Raw genomic sequence first — 19,862 nt, 5'->3', positions numbered from 1 at the left:
GGGGCAGCAACGAGGGCGCACGGTGAGCGCTGGTTGCTCACGGGCGGGCGCGCGGCGCCGGGGGACCTCCGGCTCTGGCCGGCGTGGGTCGGACCTGCTGGGCTGGAGCCGTCGGGGACCGGCCCCGAGCGGCAGTCTCGCCGGCACTGGTGCGGTCGCCCGTGGAGGTGGTTGCGGTGGCCGGGAAGTTCGTGCCTCGCGGGTCCGGACGGGAGGGGAGGACCGGCTGGGCGGGGCTGCACCCGCTGCCGCGTGGTCCCGTCGGCTGGTGGGCCGTCGGACTGCTGCTGGCCACCGCGCTCTTCCCGCTCTGGTGGGGCTGGCTGGAGGACCTGGTCGCGAACGACGTGGCGCTGGTGGGCGTCGCGGCCGTCCTCGTGGTGAGCGCGTTCGCCCTCGGCGGGGTCGCGCTGTTCCGCGCCAAGGACCGCTCGCTGCTGCTCGGCGTCGCGCTCACCCTGGCCGGCGTCACGGTGCTGCTCGGGGTGGTCTTCGCCGTCGCGCTGTTCCAGCAGGGGGAGGACCCCACGTTCGAGTCGCTGGCCGCGCACCCGGACCCCGGGCTGCACGGAACCGTCGCCTACTGGGCGGAGTCGGACTGCGTGCGGGTCCGGGCCGCCTCGGGCCAGCCCTACCGGGACGTGCTGTGTCCCTCGACGGAGCAGGACGTGGCCAAGGCCAAGGAGCTGGGCAAGATGATCGGTCCCGAGCTCGCGTGGCGACCGGACGGCCGGCTCGAGGTCACGATGTTCCGGATGCAGCCGCCGCCCCGGCCGGGTGCCGAGCCGACGTACGGCCCGGGCTGGCAGACGGTCGTCGACGTGCGCACCGGCCGGGTGCACGACGTGCCGGCCGCCGACCTGCCCAGCACTCCGAGTGACCGGACCGGGCCGACGGTCAACCCGGCCGGCGAGCGCGTCACCTGGTCCTCGGACAGCGGTCACGTCGAGGTCGGCCTCGTCAGCGGGGGACGCACCCGCACGCTGCTGTCCGCGGACGGACCGACAAGCACCTACGGACTCGAGACCGCCTTCTGGGCGCCGAACTGGCAGTGGGTGGCGGCCGACGACGGGCGGATCCTCGTCATCACCACCGGGCGGCGGCCGGTCACGCGGATCCTGGACACGCCGAGCGGCTCCGGGGCGCCGTTCAACTTCGCGGTGACCGGCTCGGACCTGCTGGCGCCCACGAAGTGACGCCGGTCGACCCGGTCCTACGGGCTCAGGGGGCGGGGAAGAACGGCTCCCGCTCGATCGTCGTCGGCCCGGCCGGCCCGGGTCCGAGCTCGGCCTCCCAGGTGGCCAGCACGTCGCGGTACTCCGGCGTGTGCGGGTAGCCGCTGTGCGTCATCACGGTCGGGCCGGGGTCGCCCTCACCCGGCCACGGCACCTCGCGGACGTAGACGTCGGCGCCGTCGTCGGCGTCGGTGAACACCCGGAACCCCAGCGGGTCCGAGCGCCGGAACAGGCTGATCCAGTGCCACGGTACGGCGCCCAGCCGGTCCAGCAGCGAGCCCGGCGGCGGCGTCAGCGGGGGAGCGCCGGTCCTGGGCAGGTCGGTGTCGACGTGGGTGAAGTCGGCCGCCCGGTCGGTCGGGCGGTAGCCGACCGCGTCGGCGCCGAAGACCCCGGGGAAGATCCGCCCGTACCAGGCCCGGATCTGGCTGCCGTAGGTGACGATCCGGACCCGCTCCAGCTGCGTGCGGCCCAGCCGGCTCGCGGCCGCCACCACCAGCGTGGAGCCCTGGCTGTGCCCGGAGAGCACGAGCAGGGTCGGCTCCGGCGCGTCGAGGGCCCAGGTGGCGCGGGTGAGCAGCTCGGGCACCACCCGCTCGGCGTAGCACGGGGGCGCGAAGGGGTGGGCCGCGCGCGGCCAGAAGGTGGTCAGGTCCCACACGATGCCGACGCCCTTGCGGACCTTCTCCGAGGTTCGCATCCGGGAGGCGGCCAGCAGGATCGCCGCGGACACCCCGACCGCGGCCCACAGCCCGAGCGTGGACAGGGCCCGCAGCGCGTCCCGGCCGACGACGTCCCACGGCGGCTTTCCGGTCGAGGAGCCGACGATCAGCAGCACCGCGAGCACCGCGCTGACCAGGCCGGTCAGGTCCAGCAGGCGCTCGCCGCGATGGACGTACGCCGCCCGCAGCCGGGCGGCCACGCAGGCGGCGGCGTCCCGGGGCCCGATCTCCTCGCGGGTGGCACGCCGCAGCGGCCGGCGGAGCCGGCTCCGCAGCAGCACCGAGCTGGCCCCGGCGAGCGCCGCCACCACGAGCAGCCACAGCAGCTGCAGCGACGGCGCCCAGACCAGCACCTGGGGCAGCGCCAGCGGACGCTGGAACGGCTCGGTGACCGAGACGCGTACGGCGCTGGCCGACCCGACCGTGAGCTCGCGGCCCTCCGGAGGCGGCAGCGAGCCCGACGTCCGGAACAGCGGGCTGTTGACCGGGCACGCCTGCGGAACGGTCCGGCGGGGCAGCGGGACGAAGACGCAGCTGTCGGTGTAGGCGATCCGCTCCAGGTCCGCCGGCAGCAGCAGGGTCACGTCGTGGAGGCGCCGCGGCCCCAGGTCGGTGACCACGCCGTCGGCGCTGGTCTGGGACAGCGACCCGACCTCGAGACGTCCCGAGCGCAGGTCCAGCCGGCCGCGGTCCAGCACGATCACGGCGTCGCGGAAGGTCACGTCGCCGCCGGCCTGCAGCGGTCCCGTCGTCGTGTCGGTGCCCGCGACCACCGCGGTGCCCAGGTCGGCCACCGAGTGCTCCGCGCCGTTGAGCCGGTCGGCCGTGACCGTGACCGCCGCGGTGGTGAAGAGCAGCGCCACCCAGATCGCCAGGGTCAGCATCACCGAGGCGCCCGACCCCCGCCAGGCGGCCGGGCCCTGCGGGCGGCGGAAGTGCCAGCCGCCGAGCAGCAGCCCACCCAGGGCGACGCCCGCGATGCAGGTCCACGCCCCGGCCGTCGTCCAGACGGTGCGCTCGGCCAGATGGGTGCTCGAGCCGACGAGCAGCAGCACCGCCAGCACGCCGAGGCCGAGCGCGACGGGCACGGGTGCCCGGCCGGTGAGGAAGAGCGCGACATGCAGGCCGGCGAACGTCACGAAGACGGCGATGTACCAGAGGTTGCGGCCGTAGAGGCCGGACGGCTCCGCGATCCTGCCCAGGTCGGTGAAGAGCAGCACCGCGAGGTGGAGCAGCGTGAGCAGCACGGCCGCTCCGAGCAGCAGGTCCGCGGTCCGGAGGGGCTTCGGGGCTGTCGCCGCCCCGGTGTGCTCGACGTCGCCGGGCCGCACCGACAGGACGGCGAGCACCGCGATCGCGCCGGTGAGTACGGCGGCCAGGTCGGTCAGGCCGAGCAGCGGCAGCTCGTCGCCGCGCCAGGTCCCGCCGCGGCCGCTCATCAGCACCGGCAGCCCGGAGTAGGCCACCACCACCGCGAGCCCGACCACGAGGTGCAGCCGCTGCAGCCGTCGGGTCCGGGCGGTGCCCCGCCACAGGTCGGGGTGGCGGAGCACCGGGAGTCCCTGCGGGACGCGGCGCCGGGCCAGCAGCGTGAAGGCCTCCGGCTCCTCGACGCTCTCGTAGCGTTCGAGGGACTGCCGCGAGAGCGCCCACAGCAGCGCCAGGCCCAGCAGGGCCGGCACGGTGCCGAGCGCCAGCCGCGGCCCCGGCGCGCCGAGGCGCTCGCCGGTGAGCGGCTCGAGGAAGCCGGGCAGGGCCGGGCACCCTGCGGTGCCGCCGCGGAAGCACTGCCAGGCGATCAGGTCGACGCCGATCGTCAGCGGGGTCAGCACCAGCATCACCGTGAGGACGATCCCGGCGAGCCGCACCAGCCGGGCGCCGGTCCAGGCCGAGCGCCGCACCTGGTCCCGCACGGCCCGGCCGTCCACCGGGTCGTCGCCGGGGTCGTCGCCGCGGTCGTCGCCCGTATCGGGTTCGTCCTCGGGAGCGGGAGCGGGAGCGGGAGCGGGAGCGGGAGCGGGAGCGGGAGCGGGACCGGGAGCGGGAGCGGCCGCGGCAGCCGATGCGGGGTCGGTGCCGGGATCTGGTGCGGTGCCTCGATCGTCGTCCGGGCCGTCGACGCGTCGCGTGCGGGACCGGCCACGGCTGTCCCAGTCGAGCTCGGGCCGTGCCCAGTAGGCGAGGTTGAGCAGTGCGAACGGCAGCAGCGCGAGCCAGGCCGCGCGGCGTACCCAGCCGAGCAGGCCGGCCGCGCTGGAGGTCAGTGCGCCCCAGGAGTAGGCCTCCACCACCGCGTGCGGCGGCAGCGTGCGCAGCGGGATGGTGCCGTCGCGGGTCCGGTAGATGCCGGTCAGCCCGTCACCGGCGACCTGGCCGATCCCCGAGGCGTCCACGCCCAGCATCGACTGCGGAGCGGTGCCGTGGACCCCATGGACGCGCAGCTCGAGCAGGGCCTGGGGCGGCGGATCCGTCGGCGTCATCGCGGCTCTCCGTCCTGCGTCCGCGTGACGGACGCCCGCAGGCGGGACGCCTGCTCGTACAGGTTCCTGCCGGTACGGGGAAGGGCGCAATGGGTCATCGAGGTCATCTGTCGCGATTCGCCCCGCGGAGCACGCGAGCCGCCGCTCGCAGCACGGGAGCCGCCGCACGGAGCACCGGGAGACCTCCGCACAGATCACCGGAAGACCCGGGAAACGCGAAGCGCCCCGGACGACTGGCGTCCGGGGCGTCTCGCTTCTGTGGCGACCCCGACGGGACTCGAACCCGCGGCCTCCGCCGTGACAGGGCGGCGCGCTAACCAACTGCGCTACGGGGCCTCGTGCTTCTCAACAGCAAGCGGCGCAATGCTAACGCACTCGCCGCCACTCTCCGAATCGGGATCCGGAGCCGTGCGCCGACCGGAGTCGGTGTCGTACCCCCAACGGGATTCGAACCCGTGCTACCGCCGTGAAAGGGCGGGGTCCTAGGCCGCTAGACGATGGGGGCTAGCCCTCGACGTGGCCGTCGGGTCTGACTGCCGTCAGGGACCGGGCAAGCATAGGGCCCGCCCGGGCCGCTCACAAATCGCCCGGCGCGACCCCCTGGGCGTCGGCGGCCGACGGCGCCGGGGGAGGATGGCCGGGTGATCGAGATGAGTCGGGTCCAGTTCGAGGCCCTGGTCTCCGAGGCGCTCGACGAGGTGCCCGGGGAGCTGTTCGAGCTGATCGACAACTGCGTCGTGCTCGTCGAGGACGAGCCCCCGGAGGATGACCCGGACCTGCTCGGGCTCTACGTCGGGACGCCGCTGACCGAGCGTGACTCCTACTACGTGATGGCGCTCCCGGACCGGATCACGATCTTCCGCAACCCGGTGCTGGAGATGTGCGAGTCCCGTGAGCAGGTGGTCGACGAGGTCCGGATCACCGTGGTGCACGAGATCGCCCACCACTTCGGGATCGACGACGACCGGCTGCACGAGCTGGGCTACGCCTGAGGGGCTAGCTGCCGAGCCAGAACCCGAGCGCGCAGGCGAGCAGCGCCGGGACGAGGGTGATCAGCACCGTCACCGATCCCAGCCACGGACCGCGGTCGTGGGTGTGCACGGCGAAGGCGGAGTACGTCGTCAGGCCGCCGCAGAATCCGGTACCGAGCAGGGCGGTGCTCGAGCCGTCGAGGCCGAGGGCGCTGAACCAGCCGAGCAGGAAGGAGCCGGCGACGTTGACCGCGATCGTGCCCAGCGGCAGCACGTCGTCGAAGAGGTGGCCCGCGAGGTAGCGCAGCGGTGCACCGACCGCGGCGCCGAGCGCGACCATGCCCAGCAGTGCGGGGGTCACAGGTCGCCCTCCTCCTCGTCGAAGCGGACGCGCTGGGCGAGAGTGCTCAGCCGGTCCGCGCCGACGACCGCGAGCAGCGCCGCCGCCAGCGTGCCGAACACGTAGGCGCCGGCCACCGCGGTGTCGCCGGCCGCGAGCAGTCCGCGGGTCTGCTCCGACCAGGTGGACAGGGTCGTGTAGCCGCCGAGGACCCCGGTGCCGAGCAGCGGCGGGAGCAGCGGACGGCGGCGTACGGCGGGCAGCGCCGGCAGCAGCGCCAGCAGGAACGAGCCGCTGACGTTGATCGCGAAGGTCGCCCACGGGAAGCCGGAGGCGTCGATCGGCCAGGCCTGCAGGAGCAGCGCGCGGATGCACGCTCCGGCCGCACCCCCGAGCGCGACGACGGCGAGCGCGGCGGGAAGGGGCGGCCGGGTCACCGCGCCCCGGGGCCGGCGGAGGCCTCCGGCCAGGGCAGGGGCTCCGCACCGGTGGCCTGCCGGACGAACTCGCCGAGGTACCAGCGGCGCAGCCTGACGATCTCCTCGGTGGCCGGCAGCGTCAGCAACCCTTGCTCGCGGGTGAACTCGTCGATCCGGTCCATCAGCTCGTCGGAGCGGCGCATCGTGTCCGGCGCCGTCGGGGGCACCAAGTACTCCAGGTCGACGAGCTCCTCACCCTCGACGATGGCGCTGTCGAGCCGGCCGATCCCGGTGGTCTGGGCACGTTCGGCCTCGACCTGCAGCGTGAGCTGCGAGACCTCCTCCGCGAGCGGGTACTCACCGGGGTGGTTCACCGCGAGGATCCGCAGCTCGCGGCGGATCTCGGAGTACCAGACCCGGAAGTCGGCGAAGCGGCGCGCCGGCATCCCGAGCAGCCGCACCCGGACCCGCGTGCTCGGGTCCAGCCGGCTCTGCTCGGCGAGCCGGGCAGCGACCACCCGGTCGAGGTCGAAGACGTCGCCCTGGGGCGCCGCGCCGGGCTCCGGACCGTCGGTCGGCTCGAACCAGACCACCTTGCCGTCCCCGGAGAGGTCCGCCCCCCAGGTCGCGGAGTAGAGCGCCACCAGGCCGAGCCCGCGGCCGACCGCGCTGAGCAGTGCGTCGTCGTCGTCCAGGTCGAGGCTGACCTCCGGCGGCCGGGTCGAGGCGTCGTGCACCTCCACCCGCGGGTGCTGCGCGCTCCCGCGCACCCGGACCGTGATCGGGGGTGCGGCGTGCAGGATCGCGTTGGTGACCAGCTCGGAGACGCCGAGCTCGGCGGAGTCGACGAGGTCGGGACGACCGAGGTCCTCGAAGGTCTCCACCACCCAGCGCCGGGCGCGGCGCACCGACTGGGGCTCAGGGTCGAGCTGCAGCCGGCGAGTCACAAGTGGGAACAGTACCGTTCCGGGCAGTTCGGACGGCGTTCCCGAGGGACCGCGAATCCAGCGGCTCGCCCAGCGGTGCCTCCCGGGTCCTCAGCGGTCGAGGTGGCGGGCCCAGGCGAAGCAGAACAGCCCGTAGCAGGCGATGCCCGCGGCGATCACCAGCAGGCCGACCTGACCGAACGGCTGCGCGAGCAGCTTGGTCAGCGCCTGGTCGAGACCGCCGGACTTGTCGGGATCGTGGGTGACGGCGGCGAGGACGAAGAGCAGGCCGACCAGCACGAGCGCGGCCCCCTTGGCCAGGTAGCCGATCTTGCCGAACAGGATGTAGGCGTGCCCGTCGTTGCCGGTGGTGCCGTCCACGTCGAGCTTGCTGCGGAACTTCTCCTTCCAGCCGCGCCAGGCGAGCATGCCGCCGGTCGCGATGACCCCGACCCCGACCAGACCCACCAGCAGCTGGCCGCCCGGTGCGGCCATGAGCTTGGCGGTCAACGTCTCCGTCGAGCTGCCCTTGCCGCCGCCGGACCCGGTGGCGATGCGCAGCGCGGTGAGGCCCAGGACGACGTACAGGACGACCTTGCCGGCGGAGACGATCCGCTTGAACGTGCGCTTGCCGCCGTCCTCGTCGCGGTGGCCGACGACGGCCTCGATGCCCTGCCAGATGACCAGCGCGAGGAACCCAGCGGCGACGACGTAGAGCGACAGCCGGCCCAGGGTGGTCTCCGCGAGCTGGTGCAGCGCGCCGCTGGCGGAGGCCTCACCGGAGCGGTCCCCGAAGACTAGCTGCAGCGCCAGCCAGGCGAGGAGCAGGTGCTCGACGCCGTACGAGACCAGGCCAACGCGGACCGCGTTGTCGAGCATGTCGCTGTGGTCGGCCTTGCGGTCGATCCCGCTGGCGGAGAGTTCCATGTCCGGAACGTACCCCCGAAGGGGTGTTTCGGAACCGCGGGCGCGGTACAACTGTCCAATGTCCTCCCCATCGCTGGTGCTCGGCCCCCTCATGCGCTACGTCGACGAGACGTCGGCGTCGATCTGGGTCGAGACCGGCCACTCCGCCACCGTCACCGTCCGGGCGGCCGACCGCAGCTTCGAGGCACGGACCTTCTCGGTGCACGGCCACCACTTCGCGCTCGTCGAGGTACAGGGGCTGGAGCCGGGCAGCAAGACGCCGTACACGGTGGAGGTGAACTCCCGGCAGGTCTGGCCCCCGCAGGCCGACGAGGCGGACCGGGCCGACGGCGAGGAGGCCGCGGAGGGGTCCGGCCGCAGCCACCACCCGGAGCTGCCGCCGAGCGTGATCGCGACGCTGCGGCCCGGCAAGCCGCTGCGGCTGACCTACGGCTCCTGCCGCACCAGCGTCACCCATGACGAGAAGGGCAACCGCAGCCACGGCGTCGACGCGCTGCGGGCGCTGTCGCTGCGGATGGCCACCGACCCCGACGTCCGCTGGCCCGACCTGGTGCTGTTCCTCGGCGACCAGGTGTACGCCGACGAGACCAGCGAGGCGATGCAGGACTTCATCGCCTCGCGCCGCGACATCGAGGAGCCGCCCGGCAAGGAGCTCAAGGACTTCGAGGAGTACGCCCACCTCTACGAGCTGGCCTGGACCGACCCGGCCAACCGGTGGCTGCTGTCCACGCTGCCGAGCGCGATGATCTTCGACGACCACGACGTGCGCGACGACTGGAACACGTCGCTGGCCTGGAAGCACAAGATGGACGCCACCCGCTGGTGGCACGAGCGGGTGGTCGCCGGGCTGTCGTCGTACTGGGTCTACCAGCACATCGGCAACCTCTCGCCCGAGGAGCGCGGCAAGGACGAGATCTGGCGGCAGGTCCTCGACCACGAGGGCGCCGACGAGCTCGACCTCACCGCCGAGCTCGACGCGCTCGCGGCCCGCGTCGACACCGACCCCGAGTGCTACCGGTGGAGCTACGCGCGCGACATCGCCGACGTCCGCCTGGTCGTGATCGACTCACGGTGCGCGCGGGTGCTCGACCCCGAGCGCCGGGCGCTGCTCGACCCGCTGGAGCTGCAGTGGCTCGACGAGCAGATGCGCGGCGGCTTCCGGCACCTGCTGCTCGGCACGTCGCTGCCGTACCTGCTGCCGCCCGGGCTGCACCACCTCGAGGCGTGGAACGAGGCGGTGGCCGGCGGCGCCTGGGGCCCGCGGTTCCAACGGATCGGCGAGTGGATGCGACAGACCGTCGACCTCGAGCACTGGGGCGCGTGGCAGCGCAGCTTCCAGCGAGTCGGCGAGATGGCGCTCGAGGTGGCCGACGGGCGGCGCGGGCCGGCCCCCCGGACCGTCACGTTCCTGTCCGGGGACGTGCACCACTCCTACGTCTCGGAGGTACGGCGCCGCGGCGCCCGCACGATCCGCGGCCGGCAGGGCGCCCGGATCGTCCAGGCGGTGTGCTCGCCGATCCGCAACCCGCTGCCCCGGGCGATGCGCTACCTCACGGCGCTGCTCGCCTACGCGATCGCCGGGCCGATGGGGCGGCTGGCGTCCCGGTCCGCGCAGGTGCCGAAGGCGCCGTTCACGTGGCGCAAGCTCGCGGGCCCGTGGTTCGACAACATGATCGCCACGCTGGAGGACAGCGACGAGGGGCTGCTGCTGCGCTGGGAGAAGGGGGTCGTCGACGACGACCCGTTCGCCCCGCGGCTCGAGACCGTCGAGGAGGTGCTGATCCGCTCGCGCTGATCCGCGGCGCCATCGCGCGGCCGGCCGAGGATCAGTCCAGCGGCAGCTTGAGCAGGACGTTCTCGACGACCTCCATCAGCGCCGGGTGGATCCAGAACTGGCCGCGGGCCACCTCGCGGGCCGTCTGGCCGAGCGACATCGCCTGGATCAGCGGCTGGATCAGGTTGGCGGCCTGCGGGCCGATCAGGTGCGCGCCGAGCAGCAGCCCGGTCGCCGGGTCGGCGACCACCTTGACGAAGCTGGTGTGGTCCTCCATGGCCCAGCCGTACGCGGTGTCGGCGTACATCTGCTTGGCCACGACGTAGCGCCGCCCGGACTCCGCGGCCTCGCGTTCGGTGAGGCCGACGCTGGCCACCTGCGGGTGGCTGAAGACCGCGCTCGGGACGTGGTCGTGGGACGCGGCGACCAGGTCGTCGGGGTGCAGCAGGTTGTGCTGCACGACGCGGGCCTCGTGGTTGGAGAGGTGCTTGAGCTGGTAGGTGTTGCTGACGTCGCCGAGCGCCCACACTCCGGGGGCGGTGGTCCGCTGGAACTCGTCGACCACCACCAGGCCGTCCGCGTCCACCGCGACGTCGGCCTTCTGCAGGTCCATGGTGTCGGAGTTGGCGCGGCGGCCGGTCGCGACCAGCAGGGCGTCCGCCTCGACGGTGCCGCCGTCGTCGAGGTGCGCGCGTACGCCGGTCGCGGCGGAGCCGTCCGACCACGGCTCGAGCCGCGCCACGGTCCGGTTGAGCCGGAGGTCCCACCGCTGCGCGGCCAGCTCGGTGAACCGGGCGGCGACCTCGTGGTCCTCCTTGCCGAGCAGCACCGGAGAGCGGTTCACGACCGTGACCTCGGTGCCGAAGGCGGAGAACACGTGGGCGAACTCGGCCGAGACGAACCCGCCGCCGATGATCAGCAGCCGCCGTGGCTGCTCGTCGATGCGCATCACCGTGTCGCTGGTGTGAAAGCGCACCTGGTCCAGCCCGGGGATCTCGGGCAGCACCGGCCGGGAGCCCGCCGCGATCACGACCTGGTCGGCGGTCAGGACCTCGCCGGTCCCGGTGTCGATCGTGCGCTCGCCGACGAACCGGGCCTGGCCCTCGTAGAGCCGGACGTTGGGCCGACCCTCGGCGCGCCAGTGCCGGCCGCCGTCGGAGATCGGGTCGATCCGGGTGAAGATCCGGTCCCGGATCGCGCGCCAGTCGGCCTGCTCGAACCGGGTGCCGACGCCGAGCTCGGGCCCGTGCGCCGCGGAGAGTGCGAGGTCGGCGGGGTAGACGAACATCTTGGTCGGGATGCACCCGTAGTTCAGGCAGGTGCCGCCGAAGACGCCCTTCTCCAGGATCGCCACCTGGCGGTCGGCGAAGGAGTCGTCGGCGATGCTGTTGCCCGAGCCGGAGCCGATCACGGCCAGGTCCACGTGGATGCTCACCCGTTCATCCTGCCCGCCGGTGGGTAACCCATGTGACCGAGGACATGTCCCGGGCCGCCATCAGCCGGACACGAGGATGCGTTGACCCAGTAGAGGGACCAAGATGGCACCGACAGCAGCGAAAGGTGAGACATGACCGATCTGCAGACTTCTGCGACCGACCGCCACCGGGTCGTGGTGATCGGCTCGGGCTTCGGTGGGCTGTTCGGGACCAAGGCGCTCCGCAAGGCCGACGTCGACATCACCATGGTCGCCAAGACGACCCACCACCTCTTCCAGCCGCTGCTCTACCAGGTGGCCACCGGGATCCTGTCCGAGGGCGAGATCGCGCCGCCGACCCGTGAGGTGCTCTCCAGCCAGGAGAACGCCCGCGTGATCCTCGGCGAGGTGCGCTCGATCGACCTCGAGAACCGCACCGTCACCTCCCACGTGCTCAACCGGACCACCGTGACTCCGTACGACTCGCTGATCGTCGCCGCCGGCGCCGGCCAGTCCTACTTCGGCAACGACCAGTTCTCCGAGTTCGCGCCCGGCATGAAGAGCATCGACGACGCGCTCGAGCTGCGCGGCCGGATCTTCGGCGCGTTCGAGCTCGCCGAGATCTCCGACGACGAGGCCGAGATCGAGCGGCTGCTGACCTTCGTGGTCGTCGGCGCCGGCCCGACCGGGGTGGAGATGGCCGGTCAGATCGCCGAGCTCGCGCACCGCACCCTGGAGAAGGACTTCCGCCGGATCAACACCCGGCACGCCCGGATCATCCTGCTCGACGCGGCGCCGCAGGTGCTGCCGCCGTTCGGCGCCAAGCTCGGTGAGCGGGCCAAGAAGGACCTCGAGGGCCTCGGCGTGGAGGTCCAGCTCGGCGCGATGGTGACCGACGTCGACGAGCGCGGTCTGGAGGTGCAGGACAAGGACGGCGGCCGGCGCCGGATCGAGGCGGTCACCAAGGTCTGGGCCGCCGGCGTCGCCGCCAGCCCGCTGGGCCGCACGCTCGCCGAGCAGACCGGCGCGCCGCTGGACCGGGCCGGCCGGATCGGGGTCAACCCCGACCTCACGCTGCCCGGTCACCCCGAGGTGTTCGTGGTCGGCGACATGATCAGCCTGAACAACCTGCCCGGGGTCGCGCAGGTCGCGATCCAGGGCGCGAAGTACGCCGCCAAGGAGATCCGCGGCCGCGTCGAGGGTCGTCCGCCGCAGCCGCCGTTCAAGTACTTCGACAAGGGCAGCATGGCGACGATCTCGCGGTTCAGCGCGGTCGCGCTGATCGGCAAGCTCCGGTTCACCGGCTTCATCGCCTGGCTGATGTGGCTCGGTCTGCACCTCGTCTACATCACCGGCTTCAAGAGCCAGGTCACCGCGCTGCTGCACTGGGCGGTCAGCTTCGTCGGCAGCGGCCGCTCGGAGCGCACCACCACCGAGCAGCAGATCTTCGCCCGGGCGGCGCTCGGCCGGCTCAAGGGCGGCGCCTCGGACCTGGTCGCGCACCCCGAGGTGTACGACGCCGCGCAGGACCTGATCAACGCCACCCGGGCCGACCTGGAGGCGAAGGCGGCCGAGGAGGCCCGGCTGACCGACACCGGCCAGCGCGGCGTCAAGCAGGACGCCACCACGGGCTGACGTCCGGCGCTAGTCGAGCTCCGGCTCCTCGATCACGTGGACGGCGGCCTCCTCGGCCCCGGCGCCGGCCCCGTCGATGCCGACGTCCTGCGCCAGCAGGTCCTGCTGCCAGTCCTCGTCGTGACCCTGGTCGTGCTCGGCCACCAGCCGGCCGGCCCGCCGGTCGCCGGCCTCGCCGCCGAGCACCGGCTCGTCGTACTCGTCGGCGGCCAGCGCGTAGGGATCGGGCTCCGGCTCCTCCTGGGCCATCCGCTGCTCGAGCGACTCGCCGCGATGCCCCTCGGCCGGGGTGTTGCCGAACCCCTCGGCGGGCGACCACCGCTCCGGCGGGGAGTACCCCTCGTCGAGCGCGTCGACCAGGCCGCGGTCGATCAGGGTGTCCTCCATCGACAGCTGGTTCTCGTCGTCGACCTCGAACTCGCCGTAGCTCTCGCGGTCCTCGGGATCGGTGAGGCCCGGATCGGTCTCCGGGATGTTCTCGCTCATGTCTTCTGTCTAGCGCTCCGGCGGCCGCCGTACCCCGGTCGAAAGACCCCCTCCGGCAGCGGAACGATCCCCCCGATGTGACGAAAGCCGACGAACCGGCAGGATCGCAGGCATCCGGACGAACCAGCCTCTAGGCTCGGGGCTGCCCACGAGACCACCACCGGAGCGACCGGGAGGCTGACGTGCACGTCCTGCCCGCCCCCGTCGACGGCGTCGAGGCCGACCTGCTCGGCGCGGTGCACGAGCTGGTGCTGCCCGACCTGCGCCGCCACGTGGCCCGGTCGTACGCCGCCGTCCCCGCCGGCTCGGGAGCCGCCCGGGTCAGGGACCGGCTCACCCCCGCCGAGCTCGACCACCTCGAGCGCACCCAGGCCGAGCACCTGCAGCTGCTGCTCGACCCGGCCACCGACCTGCTCGAGCTCACCGCGCGCAGCCGCGAGGTCGGCCGGATCCACGCCATGGTGGGCGTCGAGATGGACTGGTACGCCGCGGCCGCCGCGGAGCACCAGCGCGCGGTCTTCACCACCCTGGAGCTGCGGGGCGACGTGCTCGACTCCATCCGGGCGGGCCGCCTGGTCAGCGAGCGGTTCATGACCGACCTGCGGGGGGTGCTGCAGGGCTACCGGGACGTCGAAGTCGCCCAGGGCCGGGTGCTCGTGCGCGTCGGACGCGCCGTCACGCAGTCCCGGACCCTGCCCGACCTGGTGCGCGGGGTGCTGGAGGGCATCAGCGTCCTGGAGGGCATCGTCGCGGTGTTCATCAGCCGTCCCGACGACAACGGCTGCTTCCTGTTCGAGGCCGGGGCCGGCGACGGGGTCGAGGAGCTGATCGCCTGGACCCATCGCGAGGGCACCCCGGTCATGAACACCTCCCCGGACAGCCCGCTGGGCCAGGGGCCGAGCGCGCGGGCCTGGCGCTCCGGCGAGATCGCGGTGGCCGACGCCTACCTCACCGATCCGACCACCCGCCCCTGGATCGCGTGGGCGGAGCGCTTCGGCTGGCGCTCCAGCGCCGCCGTACCGCTGTGCGACGCCGCCGGGACGCCGCACGCGCTGCTGTCGCTGTACGCCGCCTGGCCGGGCTACTTCAGCTACGAGACCCGTGCCGCGATGCTCGAGCAGGTCAAGAGCGTCGTCGAACGGGCGCTGACGGACCTGGAGGGCAGGCCCGACCTCGCCGCCGGGGTGCAGGCGTACGGCGACCGGGCGCTGCACCTGTCCCGGCTGGCCGCCGGCGAGGTCGAGATGGTGTTCCAGCCGATCGTGTCGCTCCCGGAGGGCGAGCTGCTCAAGCTCGAGGCGCTGGCCCGGCTGCGCGACGGCGACCGGCTGGTGCCGCCCGCGGAGTTCCTGCCGGCCTTCGGTGACGACGAGCTGCTCCGGCTCTTCGAGGTCGGCCTGGAGGACTCCCTCACCGCGCTGGAGGAGTGGGAGCGGCAGGGACTGGTGACGTCGGTCTCGGTGAACATGCCGGTGGTCTCCGCGCACGACCAGCGCTACCTCACCACCGTCGCCGAGGCGCTCGCCCGGCACCGGGTGGACCCCTCCCGGCTGATGCTGGAGCTGCTCGAGACCGGTCACATGCTCGGGTCGCTGGTGGCCCGCAAGGCCGGCCTCGACGCCTTCAAGCGGCTCGGGGTGGGGCTCGCCCAGGACGATCTCGGCTCCGGCTACAGCTCGCTGCTGCGGATGCGGCACTTCGACTTCGACGTGGTCAAGATCGACCAGAGCCTGATCCGCGGCACGCCGGCGTCGCCGCGGACGGCGCTCCAGTTCGTCCAGCCGATCACCGACATCGCGCACAGCCTCGGCCTGCACGTGACCCTGGAGGGCCTGGAGACCCCCGGCCTCATCGAGGCCGCCGTGCAGCTCGGCGTCGACTCCGGCCAGGGTTACGGGATCGCCCGGCCGATGCGCCGCGCGGACGTGGCCGGGTGGGCGCGGAGGTACGCCGTCCGGCTCGACCGGGAGCGGCCCACCACCTCGCTCGGCGCGCTCGCCGCCCACGTGGCCTGGGAGCACCGGGTGACCGCGGTGGGCGCGTCCTCCTCGGCCCGGGCCGCCCTCGTCGCGTCCGACGCCTGCGCGCTGCGGGGCTTCCTGGTCGGCGGCGACCAGGGTCTGCAGACGCTGCACGAGCAGGTGCACCTGACCGCCCTCGACGGCCGCGGGCCCGTGCACCGGGTGGCCTGGGAGCGTCTGGTCGTGGCCCTGGACGAGGTCTGAGCGTGAGCCCGACCGCCCGGCCGGCCGAACGTCCCGGTCGGGTCAGGCGATGGGCGTGGATGCGCCCCGGCGCCGACGTGCCGGCCTCGCTGCCGTTCCTGGTGGTGATGACGATGGGCCTGCTGAGCCTCGCGCTGCCGCCGTACCAGCTGCAGGTCTGGCACCTGGTCGCCGCCGCCGTGCTCACCGCGGCGCTGCTGGGCATCCGGGCGGTCGCCGTCCGGCGTGTGGAGTGGCGCTGGGTCGGCCTGGTCGCCCCGTTCGGGGTGTTCCCGCTGGAGGCGCTGCTGCGGGACGCCTCCGGGGCCGCGCAGTCCGGGCTCTCGCCGCTGGTGGCGGTGCCGGTGGTCTGGCTGGCGGTCTTCGGGCGGCGGCGCGACCTCTGGGCGGCCTCGGTGTTCGTGGCGCTGGTCTTCGTCAGCCCGATCCTGCTGGTCGGCGGCGACCGGTACCCCGTCGGTGAGTGGCGGCGCGCGCTGCTGTGGACCGGGCTGAGCGTCGTGATCGCGCCGCTCCTGCAACGGGTCGTGCACCGGCTCGAGGTGGAGACCGCACGCAGCCGCGCCATCGCGGCCCGGCTCGAGGGGATCTTCCGCGGGGCCACGCTGAGCGCGCTGGTGACCACCGACGTGGACGGCCGGATCACCTCGTTCGGGGTGGGCGCCGAGGCGCAGCTGGGCTTCTCCGCCGCCCAGGTGGTGGGCCGCGAGCTGACCGACGTCTGCCTGGAGCGCGGCGAGCTGGTCGCCGCAGCCCGCGAGCTGGGGGTCGAACCGGGCTTCGCGGTGCTCACCCGGCTCGCCCACCAGCGCGCCCCGAGCCGGGAGTGGACGCTGGTCCGGGCCGACGGCGAGCCGGTGTTCGTGCGGATGGCGGTCACCGAGCTGCGCGACGACCGCGACCAGGTGAGCGGCTACCTGTGCGTCTCGATCGACTCCACCGACTCGATCCGGTCCCAGCGCGAGCTCACCCAGGCCGAGGAGCGGTGGCGGGTGCTGATGGACCACCTGCCCGACACCACGGTGATCATGGTGGAGGAGCGCACCGGCATCACCGTCGTCACCGGTGCCGGCGTGCTGGTCCGCCGGCTGCGCGACGGGGCGGGGCGCCGCCTGGCCGAGATCGTGGACCGGGAGACGCCCGGCACGCTGGCCCGGATCCTGGCCCACGCCTTCGACGGCGACGAGCCGGCGGCGGTGCACGCCGACGTCGACGGCGCCGAGCACGAGTTCACCGCCAGTCCGCTGCCGTCCACCGGCGCCCGCCGGCAGGCCCTGCTGATGGCCCGGGACGTCTCGCGCGAGCGGGACCGGGAGCGCACGCTGCTGGCGGCCAAGAAGCGCGCCGAGCGGCTCTTCGACGACGCCCCGCAGGGCATCGCGCTGCTGGACCGGCACGGGGTGGTCGTCCAGGCGAACCCGGCGCTGCGCGCGCTCCTCGGCGATGAGGTCGTCGCCGGCAGGGCGCTGTCGTCGTACTCGCTGCGTCCCGACGACGACTCCGTCGACCGGCACCTGCGGCGGGTCCAGGACGTGGACGGGCACCGTTCGGAGACCCAGTGGACGCTGCGCGGACCGGAGGGCGAGGAGCTGCACGTCGTGCTGATCAGCACCATGCTCGCCGGTGAGGGCGACGGCGCCGACCGGATCCTCACCAACGTCGTCGACGTCTCCGAGCGCTACCGCTACGAGCGCCAGCTCGCGTTCCTCGCCGAGCACGACCCGCTGACCGGGCTGGCCAACCGGCGGCGCTTCGACCAGGAGCTGCGCCGGCACGTGGAGGAGTGCCTGCGCTACGGCCCCCGCGGCGCGGTGCTGATGCTGGACCTCGACCACTTCAAGGCCGTCAACGACACCCTCGGTCACGCTACCGGCGACGAGCTGATCGTGGACGTGGCCCGGGTCCTCGACCAGCGGATGCGCTCGACGGACGTGGTCGCCCGGCTCGGCGGTGACGAGTTCGCGATCCTGCTGCCGCACTCCGACCAGAAGGCGGCCGAGCTGGTGGCCGCGAGTGTGGTCGAGCGGGTCTTCGCGCTGGTCCGCCGGCACGGCGACGCCCGCTCCGGGGTCACCGTCAGCATCGGCGGCGTGGTCGTCGAGGCGGCGCACCAGAACGCCAGCGACCTGCTCTCCGCGGCCGACAGCGCGATGTACGTCGCCAAGGAGTCCGGCCGGAACCGCTACTGCTTCCTGCCTCCGACCGACGGCGCGGGGACCGTCATCACCGGCCGGTGACGGCGTCGAGCCTCGCGGCCGGGCGGCCCGCTCAGCACGACGGCCGAGGCGGCAGCTGCCGGGGGCCGGCGTCGCGGGCGAGCAGCACCTCGTGGCCGCAGACCTCGGCGACGCGCCGATAGCGCTTCGTCAGCGCCGCCTGCATCTTGCCGTTCGCGTCCAGGCCCCACGTGTCCAGGTTCTCCCAGACCACCCACCAGGTGGGCCGGCGCTCGGAGCGGACCAGCGCGGCGAGCTGCTCGAGCTGGGGGTCCCGCACCCGCACCGGCAGGCTCCACAGCAGCGGGTAGGGGTCGGGCAGGCCCGAGGCGAGCACGATGTTGGCGGCGCCGTAGCTGACCACCACCGAGTCGCCCGGACTCGCCGCGGAGCCGATCCACTCCCCGATGGCCTGCTCCGCGGTGTCGGGCGGCCGGCGGCCCAGGTGTCGGGCACCGTTGATCGCGCCGAAGACGAGTGCCGAGGCGACGACCAGGGCCACGAGCACGCCGGCGGTACGCCGGTACTCGGCCAGCAGCGCGGTGAGCAGCACCGCCCCGGGGACCAGCAGCAGCAGGTAGTGCAGCCAGTAGCTGCCGCCGCCGACGACCCCGGCCAGCTCGACGGCCACCACTGCCGGCGCGGCCAGGCCGACGGCCTCGCGGCGGCGGATCCGCTGCATCGCCGCGACCCCGCCGCCGGCCAGCAGCGCGGCCAGCCCGCTGAGCACCAGCATCAGCAGCAGCACCCACAGCCGCTGCTCGGGACGGCTGTGGTCCTGCTGGCTGATCGTCCGCGCGGCCGCCACCCGGAAGCCGTAGGTGGCCTCGAGCAGCCGCCCCGGCCCGGGCCCCCGCACCGCCCAGGCCCCGACGACCACGAGCACCGCGGCGGCGCCGGCCGCGAACCCACCGGCCACCCGGGCGCCGGCGCGGTCCAGCCGGCGCCACACCAGCGCCGCCAGCACCAGCACGCCGGCGAACACCCAGGCGTCGGCGACGTTCTGCTTCACCGTCAGCGCCGCGGTCCCCGTCGCTCCCGCCGCCATGCCGAGGAGCAGCCGCCGGGACCTGCCGCGGTCCAGGGCCACCAGCAGCAGCGCCATCGAGGCCATCGCGAGCGGCACCGCGAGCAGCTCGCCGTCGATCTCCAGCGCGCCCAGCGCCGAGCTCGACGTCAGAGCCGCGGCGGCCAGCGCGCACAGCCCGGCCGCCCGGCGGCCGTCGAGCCGGTCGCCGATCACCGCGGCCGCGGCCACCCCGACCAGGCAGGCCAGCGCGCCCAGGAGCCGCAGCGCCGGCATCGGAGCCCCCGGCAGCAGGTCGACGAGCTTGAAGAGCAGCAGCAGCAGCGGCGGCCGGTCCACCCAGAACGGACCGTAGAGCGCCGACCTCGATCCCTCGAGCTGGTCCAGCAGCGGCCAGGACCGACCGACCAGCAGGTAGCCGGCCTCGTCAGGCGCCGGCGGCCAGGTCAGGAACGGCAGCCGCAGCAGCAGGACGAGCGCGCCGGCCAGCAGCACCGGCGGGTACGTCCAGAGGGAACCGGCGGAACCGACGAACCGGGTGTCCCCGGCGGGCGTCGACCCCGGTGCCGGAGCCTCGGACGCCCGGGTCACGGTCCGCGCTCAGACCGGTCCGGGGAGGGAGCTCACGAGCCCCTCCGGAACAGGGAGCCGCCGCCGACCGGCAGCAGCCGCTCGAGCATCGCCGGGTCACCCGGCCAGGCGTCCTCGATGGCCTCGCGAGGGCTGACCTTCACCGCGTGCCGCAGCGCCAGCGCCACGACCACGATGTCGTCGAGCGGGCCGATCACCGGCAGGAACTCCGGGATCAGGTCGATCGGGGAGAGCACCCAGATCAGCGCGATCCACAGGCCGGCCTTGGCGCTGCGCGGCACCCGCGGGTCGCGGTGCAGCGCCCGCAGCGCCACCACGCAGTCGGGCAGCACGCGCAGCAGGTCCCGCAGCGGACCCGGCGGCAGCCGCCGGGCGAGCACGATCAGCGTCAGGTAGAACGCGCAGGTCACCAGCGCAGCGACCGCGATCGCCCTCCACCAGCCCTCCACGGCCACCTCCTGCGCCCATCATCCC

The 19,862-nt window shown here is 73.8% G+C and carries 15 protein-coding genes and 2 tRNA genes; 6 read left to right on the top strand and 11 right to left on the bottom strand.

What is annotated here, in order from left to right; translation table 11 throughout:
• Nucleotides 1-176 precede the first annotated feature (176 nt).
• On the top strand, nucleotides 177-1,196 hold the full coding sequence (locus H9L09_RS07140; protein ID WP_187579976.1) for a hypothetical protein: 1,020 nt from the start codon (nucleotides 177-179) through the stop codon (nucleotides 1,194-1,196).
• Nucleotides 1,197-1,221: 25 nt separating this feature from the next.
• On the opposite strand, the gene H9L09_RS07135 is transcribed toward H9L09_RS07140, so the two are convergent.
• From H9L09_RS07135 to H9L09_RS07125, 3 genes are all read right to left on the bottom strand, one after another.
• Entirely contained in the window at nucleotides 1,222-4,437 is a 3,216-nt protein-coding gene (locus H9L09_RS07135) for a hypothetical protein (RefSeq protein WP_187579975.1), read from the bottom strand.
• Nucleotides 4,438-4,696: 259 nt separating this feature from the next.
• A tRNA-Asp gene (locus tag H9L09_RS07130) sits at nucleotides 4,697-4,773 on the bottom strand.
• A gap of 96 nt (nucleotides 4,774-4,869) precedes the next feature.
• Nucleotides 4,870-4,942 (bottom strand) — tRNA-Glu (locus H9L09_RS07125).
• A 145-nt stretch (nucleotides 4,943-5,087) separates the two neighbouring features.
• Here H9L09_RS07125 and H9L09_RS07120 point away from each other — a divergent pair.
• The gene (locus tag H9L09_RS07120) at nucleotides 5,088-5,429 is read left to right on the top strand and encodes a metallopeptidase family protein (protein WP_223164322.1); all 342 of its coding nucleotides are present in this window, start codon (nucleotides 5,088-5,090) and stop codon (nucleotides 5,427-5,429) included.
• A gap of 4 nt (nucleotides 5,430-5,433) precedes the next feature.
• On the opposite strand, the gene H9L09_RS07115 is transcribed toward H9L09_RS07120, so the two are convergent.
• The 4 genes from H9L09_RS07115 to H9L09_RS07100 form a co-directional block, all read right to left on the bottom strand.
• A complete protein-coding gene (locus tag H9L09_RS07115; RefSeq protein ID WP_246456332.1) occupies nucleotides 5,434-5,769 on the bottom strand; it encodes a fluoride efflux transporter FluC in 336 nt (111 codons plus the stop codon).
• Nucleotides 5,766-6,185, bottom strand: coding sequence for a FluC/FEX family fluoride channel (locus H9L09_RS07110; RefSeq protein ID WP_187579973.1), 420 nt, complete (start codon nucleotides 6,183-6,185; stop codon nucleotides 5,766-5,768). The genes H9L09_RS07115 and H9L09_RS07110 overlap by 4 nt, the downstream gene beginning before the upstream one ends.
• Nucleotides 6,182-7,114, bottom strand: a complete 933-nt coding sequence (locus H9L09_RS07105) for an ATP-binding protein (protein ID WP_187579972.1) — start codon at nucleotides 7,112-7,114, stop codon at nucleotides 6,182-6,184. The genes H9L09_RS07110 and H9L09_RS07105 overlap by 4 nt, the downstream gene beginning before the upstream one ends.
• Nucleotides 7,115-7,204: 90 nt before the next feature.
• On the bottom strand, nucleotides 7,205-8,020 hold the full coding sequence (locus tag H9L09_RS07100; RefSeq protein WP_187579971.1) for a DUF1206 domain-containing protein: 816 nt from the start codon (nucleotides 8,018-8,020) through the stop codon (nucleotides 7,205-7,207).
• Between the two features lie 58 nt (nucleotides 8,021-8,078).
• Here H9L09_RS07100 and H9L09_RS07095 point away from each other — a divergent pair, with 58 nt between their 5' ends.
• Nucleotides 8,079-9,815, top strand: coding sequence for an alkaline phosphatase D family protein (locus H9L09_RS07095; protein ID WP_187579970.1), 1,737 nt, complete (start codon nucleotides 8,079-8,081; stop codon nucleotides 9,813-9,815).
• A 31-nt stretch (nucleotides 9,816-9,846) separates the two neighbouring features.
• Here H9L09_RS07095 and H9L09_RS07090 read toward each other — a convergent pair whose 3' ends face one another.
• Entirely contained in the window at nucleotides 9,847-11,229 is a 1,383-nt protein-coding gene (locus H9L09_RS07090) for a mycothione reductase (RefSeq protein ID WP_246456331.1), read from the bottom strand.
• 132 nt (nucleotides 11,230-11,361) lie between these two features.
• On the opposite strand from H9L09_RS07090, the gene H9L09_RS07085 reads away from it, so the two are divergent.
• Nucleotides 11,362-12,843 (top strand): NAD(P)/FAD-dependent oxidoreductase, encoded by a 1,482-nt coding sequence (locus H9L09_RS07085; protein WP_187579969.1) that lies wholly within the window; start codon nucleotides 11,362-11,364, stop codon nucleotides 12,841-12,843.
• Between the two features lie 9 nt (nucleotides 12,844-12,852).
• On the opposite strand, the gene H9L09_RS07080 is transcribed toward H9L09_RS07085, so the two are convergent.
• Entirely contained in the window at nucleotides 12,853-13,329 is a 477-nt protein-coding gene (locus H9L09_RS07080; protein ID WP_187579968.1) for a DUF5709 domain-containing protein, read from the bottom strand.
• Between the two features lie 182 nt (nucleotides 13,330-13,511).
• Between H9L09_RS07080 and H9L09_RS07075 the strand changes: the two genes are divergently transcribed.
• Together H9L09_RS07075 and H9L09_RS07070 are read left to right on the top strand one after the other, a co-directional pair.
• Nucleotides 13,512-15,554, top strand: a complete 2,043-nt coding sequence (locus tag H9L09_RS07075) for an EAL domain-containing protein (RefSeq protein ID WP_187579967.1) — start codon at nucleotides 13,512-13,514, stop codon at nucleotides 15,552-15,554.
• Between the two features lie 2 nt (nucleotides 15,555-15,556).
• Nucleotides 15,557-17,791: a sensor domain-containing diguanylate cyclase gene (locus H9L09_RS07070; RefSeq protein WP_187579966.1), complete on the top strand. Its 2,235-nt coding sequence runs from the start codon at nucleotides 15,557-15,559 to the stop codon at nucleotides 17,789-17,791.
• 31 nt (nucleotides 17,792-17,822) lie between these two features.
• On the opposite strand, the gene H9L09_RS07065 is transcribed toward H9L09_RS07070, so the two are convergent.
• Together H9L09_RS07065 and H9L09_RS07060 are read right to left on the bottom strand one after the other, a co-directional pair.
• Nucleotides 17,823-19,388 carry a hypothetical protein gene (locus tag H9L09_RS07065; RefSeq protein WP_187579965.1) on the bottom strand — a complete coding sequence of 522 codons (1,566 nt, stop codon included), beginning with the start codon at nucleotides 19,386-19,388 and terminating at the stop codon, nucleotides 17,823-17,825.
• A 32-nt stretch (nucleotides 19,389-19,420) separates the two neighbouring features.
• The gene (locus H9L09_RS07060) at nucleotides 19,421-19,837 is read right to left on the bottom strand and encodes a YkvA family protein (RefSeq protein WP_187579964.1); all 417 of its coding nucleotides are present in this window, start codon (nucleotides 19,835-19,837) and stop codon (nucleotides 19,421-19,423) included.
• Nucleotides 19,838-19,862 lie beyond the last annotated feature (25 nt).

The sequence above is a fragment of the Nocardioides mesophilus genome (genome assembly GCF_014395785.1).
GTDB lineage: Bacteria > Actinomycetota > Actinomycetes > Propionibacteriales > Nocardioidaceae > Nocardioides_B > Nocardioides_B mesophilus.
The sequence above is the reverse complement of the archived record's forward strand: the minus strand, read 5'-3'. Positions and strand labels throughout refer to the sequence as shown.